At 68.2% G+C, this 18436-nt stretch carries 15 protein-coding genes; 9 read left to right on the top strand and 6 right to left on the bottom strand.

What is annotated here, in order from left to right; translation table 11 throughout:
• The first annotated feature begins 12 nt into the window (after positions 1 to 12).
• The 3 genes from HDA44_RS14295 to HDA44_RS14285 are packed head-to-tail and all read left to right on the top strand — an operon-like array spanning position 13 to position 3027.
• On the top strand, positions 13 to 1311 hold the full coding sequence (locus tag HDA44_RS14295) for an extracellular solute-binding protein (protein ID WP_202887358.1): 1299 nt from the start codon (positions 13 to 15) through the stop codon (positions 1309 to 1311).
• Complete coding sequence (locus HDA44_RS14290) at positions 1311 to 2198, top strand: carbohydrate ABC transporter permease (protein ID WP_184843602.1); 888 nt, start codon at positions 1311 to 1313, stop codon at positions 2196 to 2198. The genes HDA44_RS14295 and HDA44_RS14290 overlap by 1 nt, the downstream gene beginning before the upstream one ends.
• Positions 2188 to 3027: a carbohydrate ABC transporter permease gene (locus HDA44_RS14285; RefSeq protein ID WP_184834580.1), complete on the top strand. Its 840-nt coding sequence runs from the start codon at positions 2188 to 2190 to the stop codon at positions 3025 to 3027. Before HDA44_RS14290 ends, HDA44_RS14285 begins: the two co-directional genes overlap by 11 nt.
• 7 nt (positions 3028 to 3034) lie before the next feature.
• Here the strand turns inward: HDA44_RS14285 and HDA44_RS14280 are convergent, their stop codons facing one another.
• Together HDA44_RS14280 and HDA44_RS14270 are read right to left on the bottom strand one after the other, a co-directional pair.
• The gene (locus HDA44_RS14280; protein ID WP_238352445.1) at positions 3035 to 4042 is read right to left on the bottom strand and encodes an HpcH/HpaI aldolase family protein; all 1008 of its coding nucleotides are present in this window, start codon (positions 4040 to 4042) and stop codon (positions 3035 to 3037) included.
• A gap of 66 nt (positions 4043 to 4108) precedes the next feature.
• Positions 4109 to 6121, bottom strand: coding sequence for an MDR family MFS transporter (locus tag HDA44_RS14270; RefSeq protein WP_184834578.1), 2013 nt, complete (start codon positions 6119 to 6121; stop codon positions 4109 to 4111).
• A 193-nt stretch (positions 6122 to 6314) separates the two neighbouring features.
• On the opposite strand from HDA44_RS14270, the gene hemW reads away from it, so the two are divergent.
• From hemW to HDA44_RS14250, 4 genes are all read left to right on the top strand, one after another.
• A complete protein-coding gene (hemW, locus tag HDA44_RS14265; protein ID WP_184834576.1) occupies positions 6315 to 7526 on the top strand; it encodes a radical SAM family heme chaperone HemW in 1212 nt (403 codons plus the stop codon).
• A 145-nt stretch (positions 7527 to 7671) separates the two neighbouring features.
• Complete coding sequence (locus HDA44_RS14260; RefSeq protein ID WP_184834574.1) at positions 7672 to 8679, top strand: LacI family DNA-binding transcriptional regulator; 1008 nt, start codon at positions 7672 to 7674, stop codon at positions 8677 to 8679.
• Between the two features lie 76 nt (positions 8680 to 8755).
• Complete coding sequence (locus HDA44_RS14255; RefSeq protein ID WP_184834572.1) at positions 8756 to 9865, top strand: S1C family serine protease; 1110 nt, start codon at positions 8756 to 8758, stop codon at positions 9863 to 9865.
• 29 nt (positions 9866 to 9894) lie between these two features.
• Positions 9895 to 12480, top strand: a complete 2586-nt coding sequence (locus HDA44_RS14250; RefSeq protein WP_184834570.1) for a DUF3376 domain-containing protein — start codon at positions 9895 to 9897, stop codon at positions 12478 to 12480.
• On the opposite strand, the gene HDA44_RS14245 is transcribed toward HDA44_RS14250, so the two are convergent.
• From HDA44_RS14245 to HDA44_RS14230, 4 genes are all read right to left on the bottom strand, one after another.
• On the bottom strand, positions 12455 to 13279 hold the full coding sequence (locus HDA44_RS14245) for a DUF3097 family protein (RefSeq protein ID WP_184834568.1): 825 nt from the start codon (positions 13277 to 13279) through the stop codon (positions 12455 to 12457). The genes HDA44_RS14250 and HDA44_RS14245 overlap by 26 nt on opposite strands.
• A gap of 175 nt (positions 13280 to 13454) precedes the next feature.
• Entirely contained in the window at positions 13455 to 14993 is a 1539-nt protein-coding gene (locus HDA44_RS14240) for an NCS1 family nucleobase:cation symporter-1 (protein WP_337905986.1), read from the bottom strand.
• A gap of 130 nt (positions 14994 to 15123) precedes the next feature.
• Positions 15124 to 15894, bottom strand: coding sequence for an MBL fold metallo-hydrolase (locus HDA44_RS14235; RefSeq protein WP_184834566.1), 771 nt, complete (start codon positions 15892 to 15894; stop codon positions 15124 to 15126).
• A 21-nt stretch (positions 15895 to 15915) separates the two neighbouring features.
• Positions 15916 to 16389: an EF-Tu/IF-2/RF-3 family GTPase gene (locus tag HDA44_RS14230; RefSeq protein WP_184834564.1), complete on the bottom strand. Its 474-nt coding sequence runs from the start codon at positions 16387 to 16389 to the stop codon at positions 15916 to 15918.
• Between the two features lie 123 nt (positions 16390 to 16512).
• Here HDA44_RS14230 and HDA44_RS14225 point away from each other — a divergent pair, with 123 nt between their 5' ends.
• Positions 16513 to 17154: a ThuA domain-containing protein gene (locus HDA44_RS14225; protein WP_337905984.1), complete on the top strand. Its 642-nt coding sequence runs from the start codon at positions 16513 to 16515 to the stop codon at positions 17152 to 17154.
• Between the two features lie 116 nt (positions 17155 to 17270).
• Positions 17271 to 18362 carry a Gfo/Idh/MocA family protein gene (locus HDA44_RS14220; protein ID WP_337905983.1) on the top strand — a complete coding sequence of 364 codons (1092 nt, stop codon included), beginning with the start codon at positions 17271 to 17273 and terminating at the stop codon, positions 18360 to 18362.
• Positions 18363 to 18436 lie beyond the last annotated feature (74 nt).

The raw sequence follows: 18436 nt of genomic DNA, 5'->3' as shown, positions 1-18436 counted from the left end.
CACGATCGCGCCGTGAGTACGAAGGACCATCTGATGATCACAGCAAGGAAGCTGCTCGGCGCGCTGGCGCTGACCACGGCCGTGACGCTGACCGCCGCGTGCGGCGCGTCCGGCACCTCCGGCGGCGGCGCGGCGGCGGGTAGTACGGACGTGAAGCTGCGGATGACGGTCTGGACCTCGAACGAGGATCAGCTCAAGCTCTTCGACAGCATCGGCGACGCGTACAAGGCCGAGCACCCGGAGGTCACCTCGATCACCTTCGAGAGCCTCCCGTTCGCGGACTACAACACCACCCTGACCACGCAGATTGCCGGCGGCAACGCGCCCGACCTGGCCTGGATGGGCGACCTGTCCAAGGACCTCATCGGCGCCGACGCGCTTGTTGGCCTGACCGACAAGTTGAAGGCCACGAACGGCTGGAACTACGACGATCTCGAGGACAGCGCGACAAAGGAGTTCAGTCGCGACGGCAAGTTGTACGCGTATCCGTTCTCGAACTCGCCGTTCGCGCTCTACGTGAACAACGATCTGCTCGCCAAGGCCGGTCAGAAGATCGACCCGAAGACGCTCACCTGGGACCAGGTCGCCGCGGCCGGTGCCGCCGTCCATGCCAAGACCGGTAAGGCCGGCTTCGTCGTCCGCGACTTCGACTACACCGCGTGGAACATGCTGGCCACGGTCTGGACCGGCTTCGGCGCGTCGGCCTGGAGCGCGGACGGGAAGACCTGCGAGTTCGGCAGTCCGCAGATGCAGCAGGCGTTCACGTTCCTGCACGACGCCGCGTTCAAGACGAAGGCGATGCCTGGTCCGGGTACGAAGGCGGACTTCTTCGCCGGCGACGCCGCGTTCACGGTCGCCCAGGTGTCCCGCGCGTCGCTGCTCAAGGGGTCGTTCAAGTTCGGTCTGTACCCGCTGCCGGCCGGTCCGGCGGGGAAGTACTCCGTACTCGGTCAGGCCGGTGTCGGTGTACTTGCCGCCAGCAAGCATCCGGACCAGGCGACTGACTTCCTCGCCTACCTGACGAATCCGGCCAATGCCGAGAAGCTGGCGCAGTTCTTCCCGCCGCCGCGCAAGTCGCTGCTCACCGGCGAGAAGCTTGCCGCCAACAACAAGGTACTGTCCGCCGCGCAACTGCAGGAGGTCGTGGTCGACCAGCTCCCGAAGGCGGTCACGCTGCCGAACCACACCAAGCCGGCCGAGATCGCCCAGAAGGGCAAGACCGCCCTGGACGCGCTCTGGAAGCCGGACGCCGACATCCCGGCCGTACTGAACTCGGTCTGCGCCGCGATCGAACCCATCCTGGCGAAGTGATGGCGTACTGGACCACGCGCCGCCGGGACGTCCTGACCGGGTACGTCTTCATCGCACCGCAATTGCTCGGGGTGCTGGTGTTCGTGCTCGTCCCGGTCGGGATGGCGATCTGGTACAGCCTGAACAAGTGGAACGTCTTCACCGGTCGGCAGACGTTCGTCGGCGGCGACAACTGGGCCGCACTGGCCTCCGACCCACAGTTGTCATCGGTGCTGCTGGCAACGGTACTGTTCTCCGGCGGCGTCGTGGTCCTGAACATCGGCCTCGGTCTGCTGATCGCGGTCCTGCTGAACCGCAGATTCCGCGGCGCGACCTTCTTCCGTACGCTGTTCTTCTCGCCGGTCGTGGTGTCGGTGGTGGCCTGGACGCTGGTCTGGGGTTTCCTGTTGCAGGACAACGGCGGGATCAACGGCCTGCTCGGCGCGGTCGGAATCGAGGGGCCGAACTGGTTGCAGCATGGCGACACGGCGATGGTTTCGGTCGTCATCAGCCAGGTGGTTCGCAGCGTCGGCGTGAACATGGTGCTGTTCCTGGCGGCCTTGCAGGGCGTGCCGTCGGAGCTGTACGAGGCCGCGCGGATCGACGGCGCGCGGAGCCGGGCGATCTTCGCCCGGATCACGTTGCCGCTGATCTCGCCGACAGTGTTGCTGACGGCAATCATCACGATCGTCGGCGCGTTGCAGTCGTTCGCGCAGATCGCCGTACTGACCGGTGGCGGTCCGGAGCTGAGTACGACCGTGCTCGTGTACTACGTCTTCCAGCAGGCCTTCGAGTTCAACAACATCGGGTACGGGTCGACGCTCGCGTTGATGCTGCTGAGCTTCGTGATGGTGCTGACCCTGCTGCAATGGCAGCTGCGCAAGAGATGGGTGTTCCATGAGCAGTAGACGTTCGTTGCTCCGGCGGGCGCTGCTGGTGGCAGCACTGGCCGTGCTGGCGATTCCGTTCGTCGTACCAACGGTCTGGATGATTGCCGCGTCGGTAAAACCGTTGCCGGAGATCTTCAAATCACCGCCGTCGTTACTGACGGACCATCCGACCTTCGCGGCGTACGGGGAGGCGTTCAGTTTTCAGCCGTTCGCGCGGCAGTACGTGAACAGTCTGTACATTGCCGTGCTGGTCACGATGATCACATTGCTGGTGTCAAGCCTGGCTGGGTACGCGTTCGCGCGGATCAAGTTTCCTGGTGCGAATGCGCTGTTCCTGGTGGTGCTGACCGGGTTGCTGGTGCCTAGCGAGGTGACGATCGTTCCGCTGTTCCAGTTGTTCAAACAGGCCGGGATGATCAATACGCACTGGCCGTTGATTCTGGTTACTTCGCTGGCGGCGCCGTGTGTCTTGGCGACGTTCATCATGCGGCAGTTCTTCATCGCGCTGCCCGCGGAGTTGGAGGAGGCCGGTCGGCTCGACGGCCTCGGCCGGCCGGGGATCTGGTGGCGGATCTGCTTGCCGCTGGCTCGGCCGGCGCTGTCCGCGGTCGCGATCCTGACGTTCCTCGCCTCGTGGAACCTGTATCTGGAGCCGACCGTGTACCTCACCTCGCCGGAGCTGTTCACGTTGCCGCAGGCGCTGACGCGGTTCACGGACGCGTACGGCGGCGAGATGTGGAACACCCAGCTCGCCGCCGCCACGATGACCGTACTTCCGGTGCTGATCGTGTTCGTTGTTGCCCAACGTCACTTTGTCGAAGGTCTTGCGCACTCGGGTCTGAAGTGACGTTTCGTCAGCCGGCCGAGCGGGCCGTCTCCAGGTGGGTGGTGGCGATTTCTTCGAGGTGGGTGAGGTCGGAGGAGACGGTCGCGTACGTGTAACCGGCGGCGAGGTAGCGCTGGGCGGTTTCTCCGTCGGGGGTGTGAATGCCGGCCGCGACGCCGGCGGCGCGGGCAGTCTTGGCGATCAGTTCGATCGCGGCGTTGAATTCGTCCGCGACCTCCGGGTCGCCGGGGTAGCGCCCGCCGACCGACAGACACAGGTCGGACGGGCCGACGTAGATCCCGTCGAGCCCAGGCGTCGCGCAGATCTCGGCGACGTTGGCCAACCCCTGCGGCGTCTCGATCATCGCCAGCACCACAGTCGCCGCATCCGCCTCCGCCGGCACCGGCCCAATCCGCAACCCAGACCGCATCGGCCCATAAGACCGCACCCCACCACCCATGCCAGCGGCGGGAGTGCTCCCACCACTCGCGTCGGCTGCGGCGGGAGTGCCGGTGCCACTCGCGTCGGCGGCGGCATTTGTGTTGCGGGGTGAGGGGTAGCGGGCGGCGGCCACGGCGCGGGCCGCGTCGGCTGCGGTGTCCACGAGTGGGACGATCACCCCGGCGGCGCCGGCGTCCAGTGCCCGGCCGATCGGCGTCGGATTGTTGGCCTCGACGCGCACCAACCCAACCGTCCCGGTCCGCGCGTCCGACCCCACACCGGCTCCCGTCCCTGCGCCCGTGCCTGTGCCTGTGCCTGTGCCCGTGCCCGCGTCAGCTCTCGCGCTCGCGTCCGCGTCCGCGCTCGCGCCAGCTCCCGCGCGAGCCGGTGTGCGCAGCGAGGACCCGGCGTCGATTGCCATCAGGTTGGTCAGCAGGCCCTGGTACCCGAGCAGTCCGTGCTGACCGTCGAGCACGACATAGTCGTACCCGATCCGGGCGATCCGTTCGGTCGCGACCGGTGCGTCCAGGACCACCCAGTACCCGATCAGCTGTTCCCGCGACCGCAGTCGCGCGGCGAAGTTTCCGGCGTTCAAAGCACTCTCCTTCGTCGGTGTACGCCGGCATCGTTTCACGCCGCCGCCGACCGCGTGGACAGCAGCTCAGCTGTTGGTGAGCGCGGCCGCGTGCTTCCCGGTCGTCAGCGACTGCCCCTGATCGATCATCTGCTCAGCGATCCGGTCCACCGCGCGCGAAAACGCCTCGGAGTTCTCGACATCCCAGTCGGTCAGATGGTTCAGCATCCAGAGCCGGAACGCCCCGACGAAGCGCTGGAACATCTCCAGCCCTTCGGTCGTGAACCGATAATGACCGAGTGTCTCGGACAGGTAGCCGGCGGCAACCAGTTGCGCGGCCAGCGGCTCAAGCGCGCCAGGCGGCATCCGTAGATCCCCGGTGATCTCGGCCAGCGTCGCCGACCCCTTCTCGGCGCCGCCCCGGAAGACCCGCATGATCATCCATGCCTGCGCATGACTGAGCGGAAGCCCCGACTGGACGAGTACTTCCGGCGCCGGGTTGCGCTTGTGATGGCGTACGACCAGCGCCGCCAGCTTCTGCAGCTCGTGCTCCGAATCGAAGGATGCGGGCGCAGCGAAGTTCTCCCCGACGTCGGATGCCGCCATCCGCGCACTGTCCCGCAGCGGAACCTCCTTCAGCAGCAAAGCAGTGATGAAGCCAAGCGCCGCGACCGGCACCGCCCAGAGAAAGACCACATGCAGCGAATCGGCGTACGCGGCGGTGATCGTGGAGCGAACGGTATCGGCCAGCGAGCGTACGCCCTCGACCGTCGATGCCACGCGCGGATCAACCCCGGTCGCGCGGACCGCGCTGGCCAGGTGCTCCGGCAGTTGATGCGAGTAGATCGACCCGAACACCGCGACCCCGAACGAACTGCCCATGGTGCGCAGGAAACTCACGCCGGAGGTCGCGACGCCGAGGTCCGCGTAGTCGACCGTGCTCTGCACGACCACGGTCGGCACCGGCATACACAGTCCGACGCCGAGCCCGAGTACGACCATGAATCCCGCTGTTTCGAGGTACGACGTCTGGTTGTCGAGCAGCGACAGCAAGAACAGCCCGAGCCCGATCAGTACCGTGCCCACGATCGGGAACAGCCGGTACCTCCCGGTCTTGCTGATGATCTGCCCGACCACGACGGACGCCACCAGTAGACCGCACACCAACGGCAACATCTGCAGGCCTGATTCGGTCGCCGAGGCGCCGTGTACGAACTGCAAGTACGTCGGCAAGTACGTGACCCCGCCCAGCATCGCGAACCCGATGATGAAGCTCATCACCGAGCACACCGTGAACACCCCGGACCGGAACAGCCGCAACGGCAGCAACGGCTCGGCTGCTCGTTGCTCCGCGAGGACGAACAGCACCAGCGCGATGATCGATCCGACGGCCATGGCGATGATCACGGTCGACGTCCAGGCGTACTCGTTGCCGCCCCACGTCGTTACCAGGGTCAGTCCGGTCGCGGCGAGCCCGATGAACAGGATGCCCAGATAGTCGATCTTCGGGCCGACCGCCGCCTTCACCGACGGAAGGGTGATCGAGGCAACGACCAGTACCAGGATGCCGAGCGGCAGGTTGACGTAGAACGCCCACCGCCAGCTGAGGTGGTCGACGAACAGCCCACCGAGCAGCGGCCCGGCGACCGTCGAGACGCCGAACACCGAGCCCATCACGCCCTGGTACTTGCCGCGCTCGCTCAGCGGCACGACGTCCGCGATCACCGCCATCGCGGTCACCATCAACCCGCCGGCGCCGAGGCCCTGGATCGCCCGGGAGCCGACCAGCCAGAGCATCGAGTCGGCCATCCCGCAGAGCGCGGACCCGGCCAGGAAGAGCACGACGCTCAGCAGGAACATCGGCTTGCGGCCGTACAGGTCGCCGAACTTGCCGATCAGCGCGGTCATGATCGTCTCGGCGAGCAGGTACGAGGTGACCACCCAGGACAGGTGGTTCGCGCCGCCCAGGTCGCTGACGATGGTCGGCAGCGCGGTCGCCACGATGGTCTGGTCGAGGGCCGCGAGCAGCATGCCGAGCATGATCGCGACCACAACAGCGTTCCGGGTGCCACGTCCGACGGGCTGAGCCTCGGTCTCCATGAGCCGAATGTAACCGTGTCACCACGCTCCGCGACAGCGGAATCGCTGCGATGAGTGACAACTGTGCGGATCGGCACCTAAGGACAGGAGGTAGTAGGCCGATCGGGGCAATTCGGCGCCGGCTCAGGCGTGCAGGGGCGGGCCGGGCCGAGGACCTCCTGTCGTTAGCCGCGCGGCACCCTACGATGGGTGGGTGCCGTCGACATTGCCCGAGGGGGAGGTTGCGCCCCGGGACGGGGCGTTGCCGGAAGCTGCCGTCCGCGAGGCCGCGAGCCGGCCGCTGGGGTTTTACCTGCACGTGCCGTTCTGCGCGTCGCGGTGTGGGTACTGCGACTTCAACACCTACACCGCGAAGGAGCTTGGCGGCGGTGGGTCGCAGGCGTCGTACGCGGAGACGGCCGTGGGCGAGGTGCGGTTGGCGCGGCAGGTGCTGCGGGGTGTGGATCGGCCGGTCGACACGGTGTTCTTCGGTGGGGGTACGCCGACGTTGTTGCCGGCGAGGGATCTCGGGAAGATGCTGGCCGCCGTCCGCGATGAGTTCGGGCTTGCGGCGGATGCCGAGGTGACGACCGAGGCGAACCCGGAGTCGGTTGACCCGGCGTACCTGGAGGCGTTGCTCGAGGCGGGGTTCACGCGGGTCAGTTTCGGCATGCAGAGCGCTTCGTCGCAGGTGCTGAAGATTCTGGACCGGCAGCACACGCCGGGGCGGGCGTTGCAGGCGGTGAAGGAGGCGACGGCGGCCGGGTTCGAGCATGTGAATCTGGATTTGATCTACGGAACGCCGGGGGAGTCGCTTGCCGATTGGCGCGGGTCGCTGGAGTCGGCGTTGTCGGCGCAGCCGGATCACGTCAGCGCGTACGCGTTGATCGTCGAGGACGGTACGCAGCTGGCGCGGCGGATCCGGCGGGGTGAACTGCCGATGCCTGACGATGACGATCTCGCGGACAAGTACGTGCTGGCTGACGAGATGTTGTCGGCTGACGGGCTGCGCTGGTACGAGGTGTCCAACTGGGCGCGCGATGAGGCGGCGCGGTGCCGGCACAACGAGCTGTACTGGCGCGGCGATACCTGGTGGGGGATCGGGCCGGGGGCGCACAGTCACGCGGGTCGTGTGCGGTGGTGGAACGTGAAGCATCCGAGCGCGTACGCGGAGCGGATCACGTCCGGGGCGAGTCCGGCGTACGCGCGGGAGCTGCTTGACGAGGAGACGCGGCGGGTCGAGCGGGTGTTGCTGGAGGTACGGCTCGCGGCTGGTCTTCGGCTGGACGTCCTGGACGCGGCCGGTCGTGCCGCGGTCGACGAGGTGGTCGCGGACGGCCTGGCGGTACTCACCGACGACCGGCTGGTGCTCACAAACCGAGGACGGCTGCTCGCCGATGCCGTAGTCCGCGATCTCCTGCCGTGAGCCGAGCGCGACCCGTTCGCGCATCAGCAGCCGATGACCACGCTCGGAACCGTCGTGGTCGTCCGCGACTCGGTCGGCCCCGCCACGGTCGGCCGGGGACGTACTACGGTGTGACCTCGGGCCGATCGAGAGCTGAGGAGGGCCGATGATCGAGTCGGGTTCTCCGACCCTGGAGCAGGTCGCGGCACTCGCCGGGGTGTCCCGGGCCACCGTGTCCCGGGTCGTGAACGGATCGCCGAAGGTGCTGCCGGAGACGGTCGCCGCGGTCGAGCGGGCGATCGGCGAGCTCGGGTACGTGCCGAACCGGGCCGCCCGCGCGCTGGTGACGCGCCGGACCGACTCGGTGGCGATCGTGGTGCCGGAGCCGGACAGCCGGGTGTTCTCGGACCCGTTCTTCGCGGGCATGCTCAGCGGGGTCAGCCGGACGCTCGCGCCGACGCCGTCACAGCTCGTACTGCTGATCGAGCCGGCCGAAGCGGACGACCAGCGGCTGCTGCGGTACCTGCGCGGCGGTCATGTCGACGGCGCGATCATCATCAGTCATCACGGTCGCGACAACGTACTGCAGGAGCTCGCGCAGTTGCCGTTGCCGATCGTGTTCAGCGCCCGTCCGCTCGGGGTCGAGGCGCCGGTGGCGAGCGTCGACGTGGACAACGTCGCGGGCGCCCGGACCGGGGTGGAGCATCTGCTGTCGATCGGCCGTACCAAGATCGCCACGGTCACGGGACCGCTCGACATGACCGCGGGCATCGATCGCCTGACCGGGTACAAGCAGGCGATGCAGGCGGCCGGACTGCCGGAGCTGATCGGGTACGGCGACTTCACCGCGGACGGCGGTGAACAGGCCACCCTCCGGCTGCTCGACGACCACCCGGACCTGGACGCGCTGTTCGTTGCCTCCGACCTGATGGCCACTGCCGCGCTGCGTGTACTGGCCGGTCGTGGTCGCCGCGTGCCGGCGGATGTGGCGGTGGTCGGGTTCGACGACTCGGTGCTGGCCACCACGACGACGCCGAAACTCACCACCGTTCGGCAGCCGGTGGAGCAGCTCGGCGCGCGGCTGGCCGAGATCCTGCTGGCCAAGATCGCCGGCGCCGATCTGACCACGCCCGAGATCTACAGCACCGAACTCGTGATCCGCGACAGCGCGTAGCGACCCCTGCCGCCGGCCGCGCCGCGGTGGTAGCGTCGAAACCGCGCTCCGTGAGCGGACCATGAGGAGGGTGGCGATGGTCCAGGCTGACAGCGGATCTACCGGCCCGGTGCAGGGCCGCCGACCGACCCGGCTGCTGCTTGTCGCGGCCGGAGTGGCCGTGGGCGCCCTCGTCACCGCGCTGATCTTCCTCGTGGTGCAGCATGACAACACCGCGGGCGCGACCCCATCGGCCGGTTCCGGCGACAGCGCGGCGATGTGCGCCGCGATCCCGGTGGCGAACCAGGTGCTGCCTTCGATCGTGACGATCTCGGCGCAGCGCGGCGGGCAGAGCGGGACCCTTTCCGGGCAGGTGTTCCGGGCCGGCGGATACGTCCTCACCAACGACCACGTCATCTCGGTGGCCGCCGGCGCGGGCGGCAAGGTCTCGGTCCGGTACAGCGACGGCCAGACGTCGGACGCGACCATCGTCGGCCGCGACCCGAGTACGGATCTCGCCGTACTGAAAGCAGCTGACGAGGCGAAGAACAAGCCGGTCATCGCGCTGGGATCGTCCGCGAACCTGCAAGTGGGCCAGCCGGTCGTCGCACTCGGCGCACCACTCGGACTGGCGAGTACGGTCACGACCGGAATCGTCAGCGCGCTGGATCGCTACGTACCCGTGCCGGGTGAGGGCGTGACGCACCACCTGATCGGCGCGATCCAGACCGATGCCGCGATCAACCCCGGTAACAGCGGTGGTGCTTTGGTGGATTGCGCCGGCAACCTGGTCGGCGTGAACGCGGCCATCGCGACAGTCCCGAACGCCGGGGGAGTCGCCGGTGGTGGCAGCGTCGGTCTTGGTTTCGCGATCCCGGTGGATGTCGCGAGACCGGTCGCCGATCAGCTGATCAGTACCGGCAAACCAGGTCATCCGACGACCGGTCTGCAAGTACAGACGATCCCGCAGGCACTCGTCCGGCAGTCAGGTGTCGCCGGGTTGTTCGTACTCGCTGCCGAAGGCCCCGGTGCCGAAGCCGGCCTGCGGGCGGGTGACATCATCACCCAGATCGACGGCAAACCGGCCACCAACAGCGAGCAGCTCGTCGTCGCGACCCTGACCCGTAAGGCAGGTGACAAGGTCGAACTGCAGTACGTCCGCTCCGGCACGCCCGCGACCACCACCCTCACCCTCGCGGCCCCGTAACATCCCTCTGACCACGACGAGGGAGCTGTATGAGGACCGACCATGAGATCCGGATCGCCCTGGTGCTGAACGGTGGTGTCAGCCTCGCGGTCTGGATGGGTGGGGTGACGCACGAGCTGGATCTGATTCGGCGTGCGTCCGGTGCCTCCGCCGCACCCGGTCCGCAACCGTACGACAAGGAGCTCGCCGACCGCTGGCGGGAGCTCTGCCACCGCGGCGAGGAGCGCCGCCGGATCGTGGTCGACGTGATCGCGGGTACGAGCGCCGGCGGCCTGAACGGTTCGCTGCTGGCGACCGCGATCGCGAACGGTTCGACCCTCGATCCCGATGGCGATCAGGGACCCTGGCTGCGGCAGAAGTGGGTCGGTCTCGGTTCGCTCGATGTCGGCAAGCTGGTCCCGGCCGCGGATGTGAAGTCGACGTCGGTGCTGGACGGCAAGTACTTCCTGCGCCAGCTCGAAGGGCTGCTGAAAGACGTCGCAGCAGCTGGGGAGCGTGCTGCCGAGGAGCCGGTGACCTTGTTCGTCACCGCATCCGGGTTGGGCGTGCAGCAGTTCGAGGCGAAGGACGCGGCCGGACAGGCGTTCGCCGTACCCGACCACCGGTACTTGTACGGGTTCACCAGCGAGGACGCGCCGACGTACGACGGGACCGATCGGAAGTTCACGGTCCAGGACAAGAACGCGTTGCAGGACACCGAGCTGCTGGCCCGCGCCACGCGGGCGTCGGCGTCGTTTCCGGCCGCGTTCGGGCCGGTGCTGGAGACGCCGGAGCTGGCCGCGCGGCCGCCGCGAATCCGTCCCGGCCCGGACGAGTCCGGGTCCTGGCTCGTCGACGGTGGCGTACTCGACAATGCACCGTTCGGCCCGGTCCTTGATGTGGTCGCGCGCCGGCCGGTGAACGGCAAAGCGACCAGATACGTGCTGTACGTCGTACCGTCCGCCGGGATCGGTCACGCGTCGACCGCCACCGCCGGAGCGCACGAGCCGAGCTGGCGCGTCGCCGCGTTGTCGGCGGTACAGTTCCCGCGCGAGGTGGACTTCCGATCTGATGTCGAGCAGCTGGAACGCCTGCTGCTGGAGGCGGACGCGTCCTGGTCGGACACCCAGCGGCTCTTCGACCGTTGCCTCAAGCAACCAGAAGAACGGGATCGGCTGAAGGCGGCCGCTACCGCGTTGCAGCCCGCGTACTCGCGTGGCCGGGCCGCCGGTGGGGTCTGGGAAGCAGTCACGATCGCGAGTCACGACCAGTCGACCGTACTGGACGCGGCGACCGCGCTGTCGGAGCCGGAGATCGACGAGATCCTCGCCACCGAACATCCCTGGGTTCCTGGGCCGGACGGTTCGACCGTCGCGCTGCGAAACGATGCCGAGGGCAACCCGAGCTGGCTGTGGGGGACCGGCGCGGCCGAGCGGATCGTCCGGCTGATCCTGCGTTCGTTGCGCGGTCGCGTCAGTGCCGCGCCGGCCACAGAGCGCGCTGAGCTCGACAAAAAGTTGACCGCGGCAAGCAATTGCCTGCTCAAGGTGCAGGCCGTTCGGGACGCGCTGGACGCGCGGTTGGCCGAGGCGCAACTCGACCTCCGCCCGGCCGGTGGCGCCGAGGCGGTCGCGGTCGGCGTGAACGACATCTTCGAGCAATTGCAGCTCCAGCGGGCACTCGGCGACGCGTTTGCCGAGCTGATCGCGGTCGTCGGCGGGGATCTCGTCGACGTTGCCCTCGAGGTGGAGATCGTGTCCCGGTGCACCTCGTCGCGTACACCCGAACAGCGCAGCGCTCCGTTCCAGTTCCTGCGCCTCGGGCCGGACATTCCGCTCGCCGTACTGGACGACCTGCCGGAAGGAACGATCGCCAACCAGCTCAAGGACCGCATCCTGTACGGCAGCCAGGTCGGCCACTTCGGTGCCTTCGGCGCGGCGGACTGGCGGCGCTGGGACTGGCTGATGGGCCGGTTGCACTGCGTCGCGCATCTGGGCGCGATGCTCGGCGCGGACGTGGACTGGATTCGCGAGACCCAGCGTCAGGTGCTGCAGGCCGAAGGCTGGCAGCTCGGCACGGTCGCCGAGCGGATCGAGCGGCTGGCGAAGGACTTCCCGATCGGCGCCGGGATGGGCGCGATGGTGACGATGCGGAACGAGCTGAACGAGTCGCCGGAAGGCCGCGCGATCACCAAGGGGCTGGCCGACCGGATGGTCGACGTGTCCGGCGGGCTCGGACCTCAGGTCGGCGCATGGGTGAAGGCGGCCGCCGGCCGCAAGCACCAGCCCGGTACGTGGCTGCTGCGGACCGCGCGCTGGTTCACCGAACCGGCCCGGCAGACGCTCTGGGAGCGCCTCGTCCGCGGCGCCAAGCTGAGTCCCGCGCGACGGCCGCCGATCTTCGAGCCGTGGTTGCCGATGGCAACGGCCGCGGCCGGCGTGGTGCTGCTGGTGATCGCCGTCGTCGTGGAGCAGGGTGGCGTACGCATCGTCGCCGCCGTGCTGGCCGGAGCGATCCTGGCGGCGAGCGCGGTCCTCGGCGCGATCACCTGGTACGTACGCCGGGCGCGCCGGCTGATCCGGGGCTGGCTCGAACGCCGGATGCCGGAGATCAGTCGAGCGTCGCGAAGTCGATGAGCTCCTCGACCCGGCCGAGCAGCGCCGGGTCGAGATCGGCGAAGCTGTTCACCTTGGACAGGATGTGCTTCCAGGCCGCCGCCACGTCGGCCTGATCGGTGGCCGGCCAGCCGAAGGACTGCAGGACGCCCTTCTTCCAGTCCTGCCCGCGCGGAATCTTCGGCCAGGTCTTGATCCCGACCGACGACGGCTTGACCGCTTCCCAGATGTCGATGAACGGATGGCCGACCACCAGCACGTAGCGGTTGTTCACCTGGGCGGCGATCTTCGATTCCTTCGAGCCCTCGACCAGGTGATCGACCAGTACGCCGAGACGCCGGCCCGGTCCCGGCTGGAACCGGTTCACGATCTCGACCAGGTCGTCGACCCCTTCGAGGTACTCGACCACGACGCCCTCGATCCGCAGGTCGTCGCCCCAGACCTTCTCCACCAGTTCCGCGTCGTGCCGGCCCTCGACGTAGATCCGGCTGGCCCGGGCCACCTTCGCCCGGACGTTGTCCACCGCGACCGAACCGGACGCGGTCCGGGTCTTCTTCGCCGGGCCGGCCTTCTTCGGCGGCTGCAGGCTGACCGGCTTGCCGTCCAGCCAGAACCCCGGGCCGAGCGGGTACGTCCGGATGTTGCCGTGCCGGTCCTCGAGGTCGACCACGCCGTGCTCCCAGCGCACGATCGCGCCGACGAACCCCGAACTCGGCTCCTCGACCACCATCCCCTTGGCGATCTCGACCTCGACGGTCCGCCCGTTCTTGGGCTTGCGCCAGTCACCCGCGAGTACGTCGTTCCCATACCTGTCAGCCACACGCCAACCTTAGAGGGCGTCTGAGAACCCTGCACCTACTGCGGGGCACTCGGCACGGCACCTCGCCGCACGGGTGCAAAGGCCACGATGCGCCGCATCGAGACCTTCGCCCCCGCGCACCGAGCTACCGCACCGAGCACCTCCTCGCTACGGCACAGAGTTCCCAGACGCCCTCTTAGAGGGCCGCGTGCGATGCCGTTGTCTGGCGGCTCGGCGCGGCCAGTGTGAGAACGAAGTACGTGCCGAAGCCGACGACCAGGCCGACCGCCCACGAGTAGTCGTACAGCGGTTTGAGGAACGGGATCAGGCCGTCCGCCGGGAACGGGCCGGCGCCCGGGTTCGAGTACGCGCCGCCGACCGCGAGCAGCGAGCCGAAGAGTGTCGCGGCCACGCCACGCCAGTTCCAGCCGGACGTGTACCAGTAGCGGCCGTCGCGCTGGTACAGGTCGGCGAGGAACAGGTTGGTCCGATCGATCAGCCAGTACCCCGCGATCAGTACGCCGGCCACCGACGCGAGCAGACCGCCGTAGAAGGACAGCCAGACGAAGATGTAGATCGACGGGTCCGAGATCAGCCGCCAGGGCTGGATCACGATGCCGATCACCCCGGTGACCAGGCCGGCGGTCCGGAAGTTCAGCCAGCGTGGAAGTGCGTTCGCGAAGTCGTACGACGGACTGACCACGTTGGCGGCGACGTTGCACGACATGGTCGCGAGGATCGCCATCACCAGGCCGATCGTCACCACCGCCGGGTTCTCGAACCGGCGGGTCAGCTCGACCGGATCCCAGATCGCCGACCCGTACAGCACGACGGTGCCGGAGGTGGTGATGATCGAGACCAGCGCGATGAACGACATCGTCGTCGGCAGGCCGATCACCTGGCCCCAGACCTGCGCCCGCTGGCCTTTCCCGAACCGGGTGAAGTCCGGCATGTTCAGCGAAAGCGTTGCCCAGAAGGCGATCATGCCCATCAGCGACGGCGGGAAGATCTTCCAGAAATCCGAACCCCAGCCGAGTTTGGACGGCTGCGACAGGATCGGCCCGAAGCCGCCGGCCTTCACCAGCACCGCCACCATCAGCGCCACGAACGCGATCGTGACCAGCGGAGCCGCCCAGTTCTCGAACCGGCGCAGGCCTTCGATGCCGCGGAAGATCAGCAGCATCTGAAGCAGCCAGAAGAACCCGAAACTCAGCCACATCGTCCACGGATGCCCGCCGATCGCGGCCGCTCCGGTCCAGCTCTTGCCGAGCAGTTCACCGGCGATCACGAAGATCGCCTGGCCGCCGATCCAGGTCTGGATACCGAACCAGCCGCAGGCGATGAACGCCCGCAACAGCGCCGGGAAGTTCGCGCCGCGGACGCCGTAGAAGGCGCGCGCGAACACCGGGAACGGGATGCCGTACTTGGTACCGGCGTGGCTGTTCAGCAGCAGTGGAACGAGGACGATCAGGTTCCCCAGCGTGATGGTGAGGAAGGCCTGCAACCAGTTCATCCCGAGCGCGACCAGGCCGGACGCGAGCAGGTAGCTGGGGATGTTGTGCGCCATGCCCATCCAGAGCGCGGCGTAGTTGTACGTCGACCAGGACCGCTCCGGTAGCCGGGTCGGCGCCAGTTCGGCGTTCGCGTACGGGCTGGTGGCGAGCGCTCGCGGGTCGGTCAGCTCTACTCGTCCGTCGGGGTGAACGGTCTGTTCGATCCGTTGACTGATGGCCACAAGTCCCACCCCATCCGGTCGGGCGATGTCCGTACCGAACAAGTTGCGCGACAAGCGGAGGCCGTGTCAACGGACCGGGAGTTTTGGTTCGGCCGGTGTGGTGCAGCCGGTGTGGTTCGGCCGGTGTGGTTCAGCTTGGGCCGAGGAGGGGGAGGGTCGGGCGTTGCGGCGTGCCGAGTGCCTGGTACCCGCGGCGGATCGCGTCCTGGAGCTCGACGACCGGCCACGGCCAGTCCTCGGTGTGCTTCAGCGCGTCGTCCAGGGGCGTACCGGCGTGGTGCAACGTCGAGATCGTGTTCGCGACCTTGCCCAGCTCGATGGCCTGATCACGCGCGTACTCGAGGTCGATCACCGCGCCGTGCCCGGGAACGATCTTCACGGCCGGCGTCATCATCCCGACCACTGCCTCGATCGTGTCCGGCCACTCCAGCGGGTACGAGTCGGGGCCGTACGACGGCGGGGCCGACTCCTCGAGCAGATCGCCGACGAAGAACACGTCCACGTCCGGGACCGCGATGACGATGTCGCCGGAGGTGTGCGCGTTGCCGACGTGCAGCAGCTCGGCGCGGCGGTCGCCGAGGTCGATCACCTTGGCGGCGGCGAACGTGGTGCCGGCCAGGTTCTCCTCGGCGGCGGCGTTCTCGTGCAGGTAGACGGTCGCTTCGGTGAAGACGCTGTTGCCGGCCACGTGATCGAAGTGGGCGTGCGTGTTGACGACCCACTTGACCGGCTGGTCGGTGAGCTCACGGATGTGTTCGCGGAGCTGCTCGGCCTCGGCCGCGTTGGCGCGGGTGTCGATCACCAGCGCGCCGTCGGCGCCGACGACCAGGCCGACGTTCAGATCCCATTCGTCGTACCGGCGGACCCAGGTGCGGTCGCCGACTTCGGCCCAAGCGCTCATGGGTCAGACCCTACTTGCCGGCTATTTGCTCAGGACGTCGCCCTTGAGTACCTGGTCCCGCTTGATGCCGCGTAGCAGCAGACCGATGTTGTCACCGGCCTTCGCGGTCTTGACGGTCCGGCGGAACATCTCGATCCCGGTCACCTCGACCTGGAGCAGTGGCTGCCCGTCCCGGTTGACGATCAACTGCTCACCGACCGACACCGTCCCGGTCCGTACCCGCCCGGTCGCGACCGTCCCGCGCCCGGTGATCGAGAAAACGTCCTCCACTGCCAACCCGAACGACCCGACCGGCAGGGCATCCTGCGGCCGAGGCGGGAACCCCTCTCGCGGCGCGAACCCGTCCTGCGGCGGGAATCCGTCCTGCGGCAGGAATCCGTCCTGAGGCGGACGCCCGTCGTGTGATCGTGGCGCGGAGCTGTCCGCGTGACCGCGCGCGAGCATCTCTTGCGGGTCCATCGGATTCGCTTCCCGCTTCCAGAACTTCCAGCTCATCTTCCGAGCCTAGTGCCCGTGGCGGCCCATCCCTTGGGCCGGATGGTTGGCAAGCCCGGTCCGGCCGACTTATCGTCGCAACTGTTCCGATCGGAGTTTCGAAACTTTCGAAGGGTGGCCGGTGTGACGACACGACGTGCTGTGGTGGTGCGGGGCGGCTGGGAAGGGCACTCCCCGGTCGAGGCGACCGACTTGTTCATCCCGTTCCTGGAGCAGAACGGGTACGAGGTGACCGTCTCCGGCAGCACCGAGGCGTACCTCGACCTCGACGGCGTGGACCTGATCGTGCAGTGCGTGACGATGAGCGAGATCGAGCCGGACCACTTCAAGGGCCTGGACGCGGCGATCCGGCGCGGCACTGGGTTCGCCGGGTGGCACGGTGGGATCGCCGACTCGTTCCGGAAGAACGCCGAGTACAGCTTCATCACCGGCGGGCAGTTCATCTCGCATCCGCACGGGTTCACCGACTACCGCGTCGACATCATTGCCGACGATCCGATTGTCGACAACATCGCGCATTTCGACGTACACACCGAGCAGTACTACGTCCACGCCGACCCGACGAACAATGTGCTCGCGACGACGACCTTCGAGGCGCACCCGGACTACCCGTGGATCGAAGGCGCGGTGATGCCAGTGATCTGGACGCGGACCTGGGGCGAAGGCAAGGTCTTCGTCTGCACGGTCGGACACAAACTGGACGACCTGGAGACCCCCGAGGTCCGCACGATCATCGAGCGCGGCCTGCTGTGGGCAAGCAAATGACCGGCGCCGGAGTGGGCGCGGTGAGCGCCGGGGCGGGTGCGGTCAGTCCCGGTGCGGGTGCGGGTGCGGTCAGTCCCGGGGCCGGTGCGGGTGCGGTGAGCCTCGGGGCGGGTGGGGTGACGAAGGTTGGGATTGTTGGGACGGGTGTCATCTCCGGCACGTATCTGGATCACCTGGACAAGCTTCCCGGTGTCGACGTCGTGGCGGTCGCGGATCTCGATCGGAGCCGGGCCGAGGCGATCGCGGCGCGGCGCGACGGCATCCGCGCGCTGACGCCGGAAGAGCTGTACGCGGCTGACGACGTCGAGATTGTCATCAATCTGACAATCCCGGCGGCGCACGCCGCGGTGCACCAGGCCGCGCTGGCGGCCGGCAAGCACGTGTACGGCGAGAAGCCGCTGGCCATGGATCGCGCCGAAGCGGAACCGCTGCTGAAGTACGCCGCAGCCAACGACCTGCGCATCGGCTGTGCACCGGACACGGTCCTCGGCACCGGCACTCAGACGGCGCGCGCGGCGATCGACCGTGGTGACATCGGCACCCCGCACGCGGCGACCGCGTTCATGGTGACCCCCGGTCATGAGCTGTGGCACCCGGCGCCCGAGTTCTACTACCGGCCGGGCGGCGGTCCGGTCCTCGACATGGGGCCGTACTACGTGACCAGCCTGGTGACGCTGCTCGGCCCGGTGGTCCGGGTCACCGCCCGCGCGGGCCGGGCGAAGCAGCAGCGGACGGTTCACACCGGGCCACGCGCCGGGACCGTGTTCGACGTGGAGGTGCCGACGCATGTCACCGGCGTGCTGGAGCACGAATCGGGCGCACTGACCACAGTGCTGATGTCGTTCGACGTCTGGGCCGGCCGGCTGCCGCGGATCGAGGTGCACGGGACGGACGGCAGCCTGTCCGTACCGGACCCGAACACGTTCGACGGGACCGTCGAGATCGTGACCCCGGAGCGGCGTGAGTGGACCGAGGTCCCGGTCGCCGGTGGGTACGCCGGCGCGGGCCGGGGCGTCGGCGTCGCGGACCTGGCGCGGGCCGTACGGAGCGGTGCGCCACATCGCGCCGACGGAGCGCTGGCATACCACGTGCTCGACGTACTGGAGTCGTTCGTCGACTCGGCCATCCAGGATCAGCCGCTCGACGTGGCGAGCACTGTGGCACGCCCCGCCGCCGTTCCGTTGGGAGCGTCGCCCGAGACCGCCTAGACTGGCACTCCGAACTTGTGAGTGCCAAGGCCCTTGAGCCCGAGGGTCTGTCGAGACGTCTGAGAGGGTGGTGC

The sequence above is a fragment of the Kribbella solani genome (assembly GCF_014205295.1).
Taxonomy (GTDB): domain Bacteria; phylum Actinomycetota; class Actinomycetes; order Propionibacteriales; family Kribbellaceae; genus Kribbella; species Kribbella solani.
The sequence above is the reverse complement of the archived record's forward strand: the minus strand, read 5'-3'. Positions and strand labels throughout refer to the sequence as shown.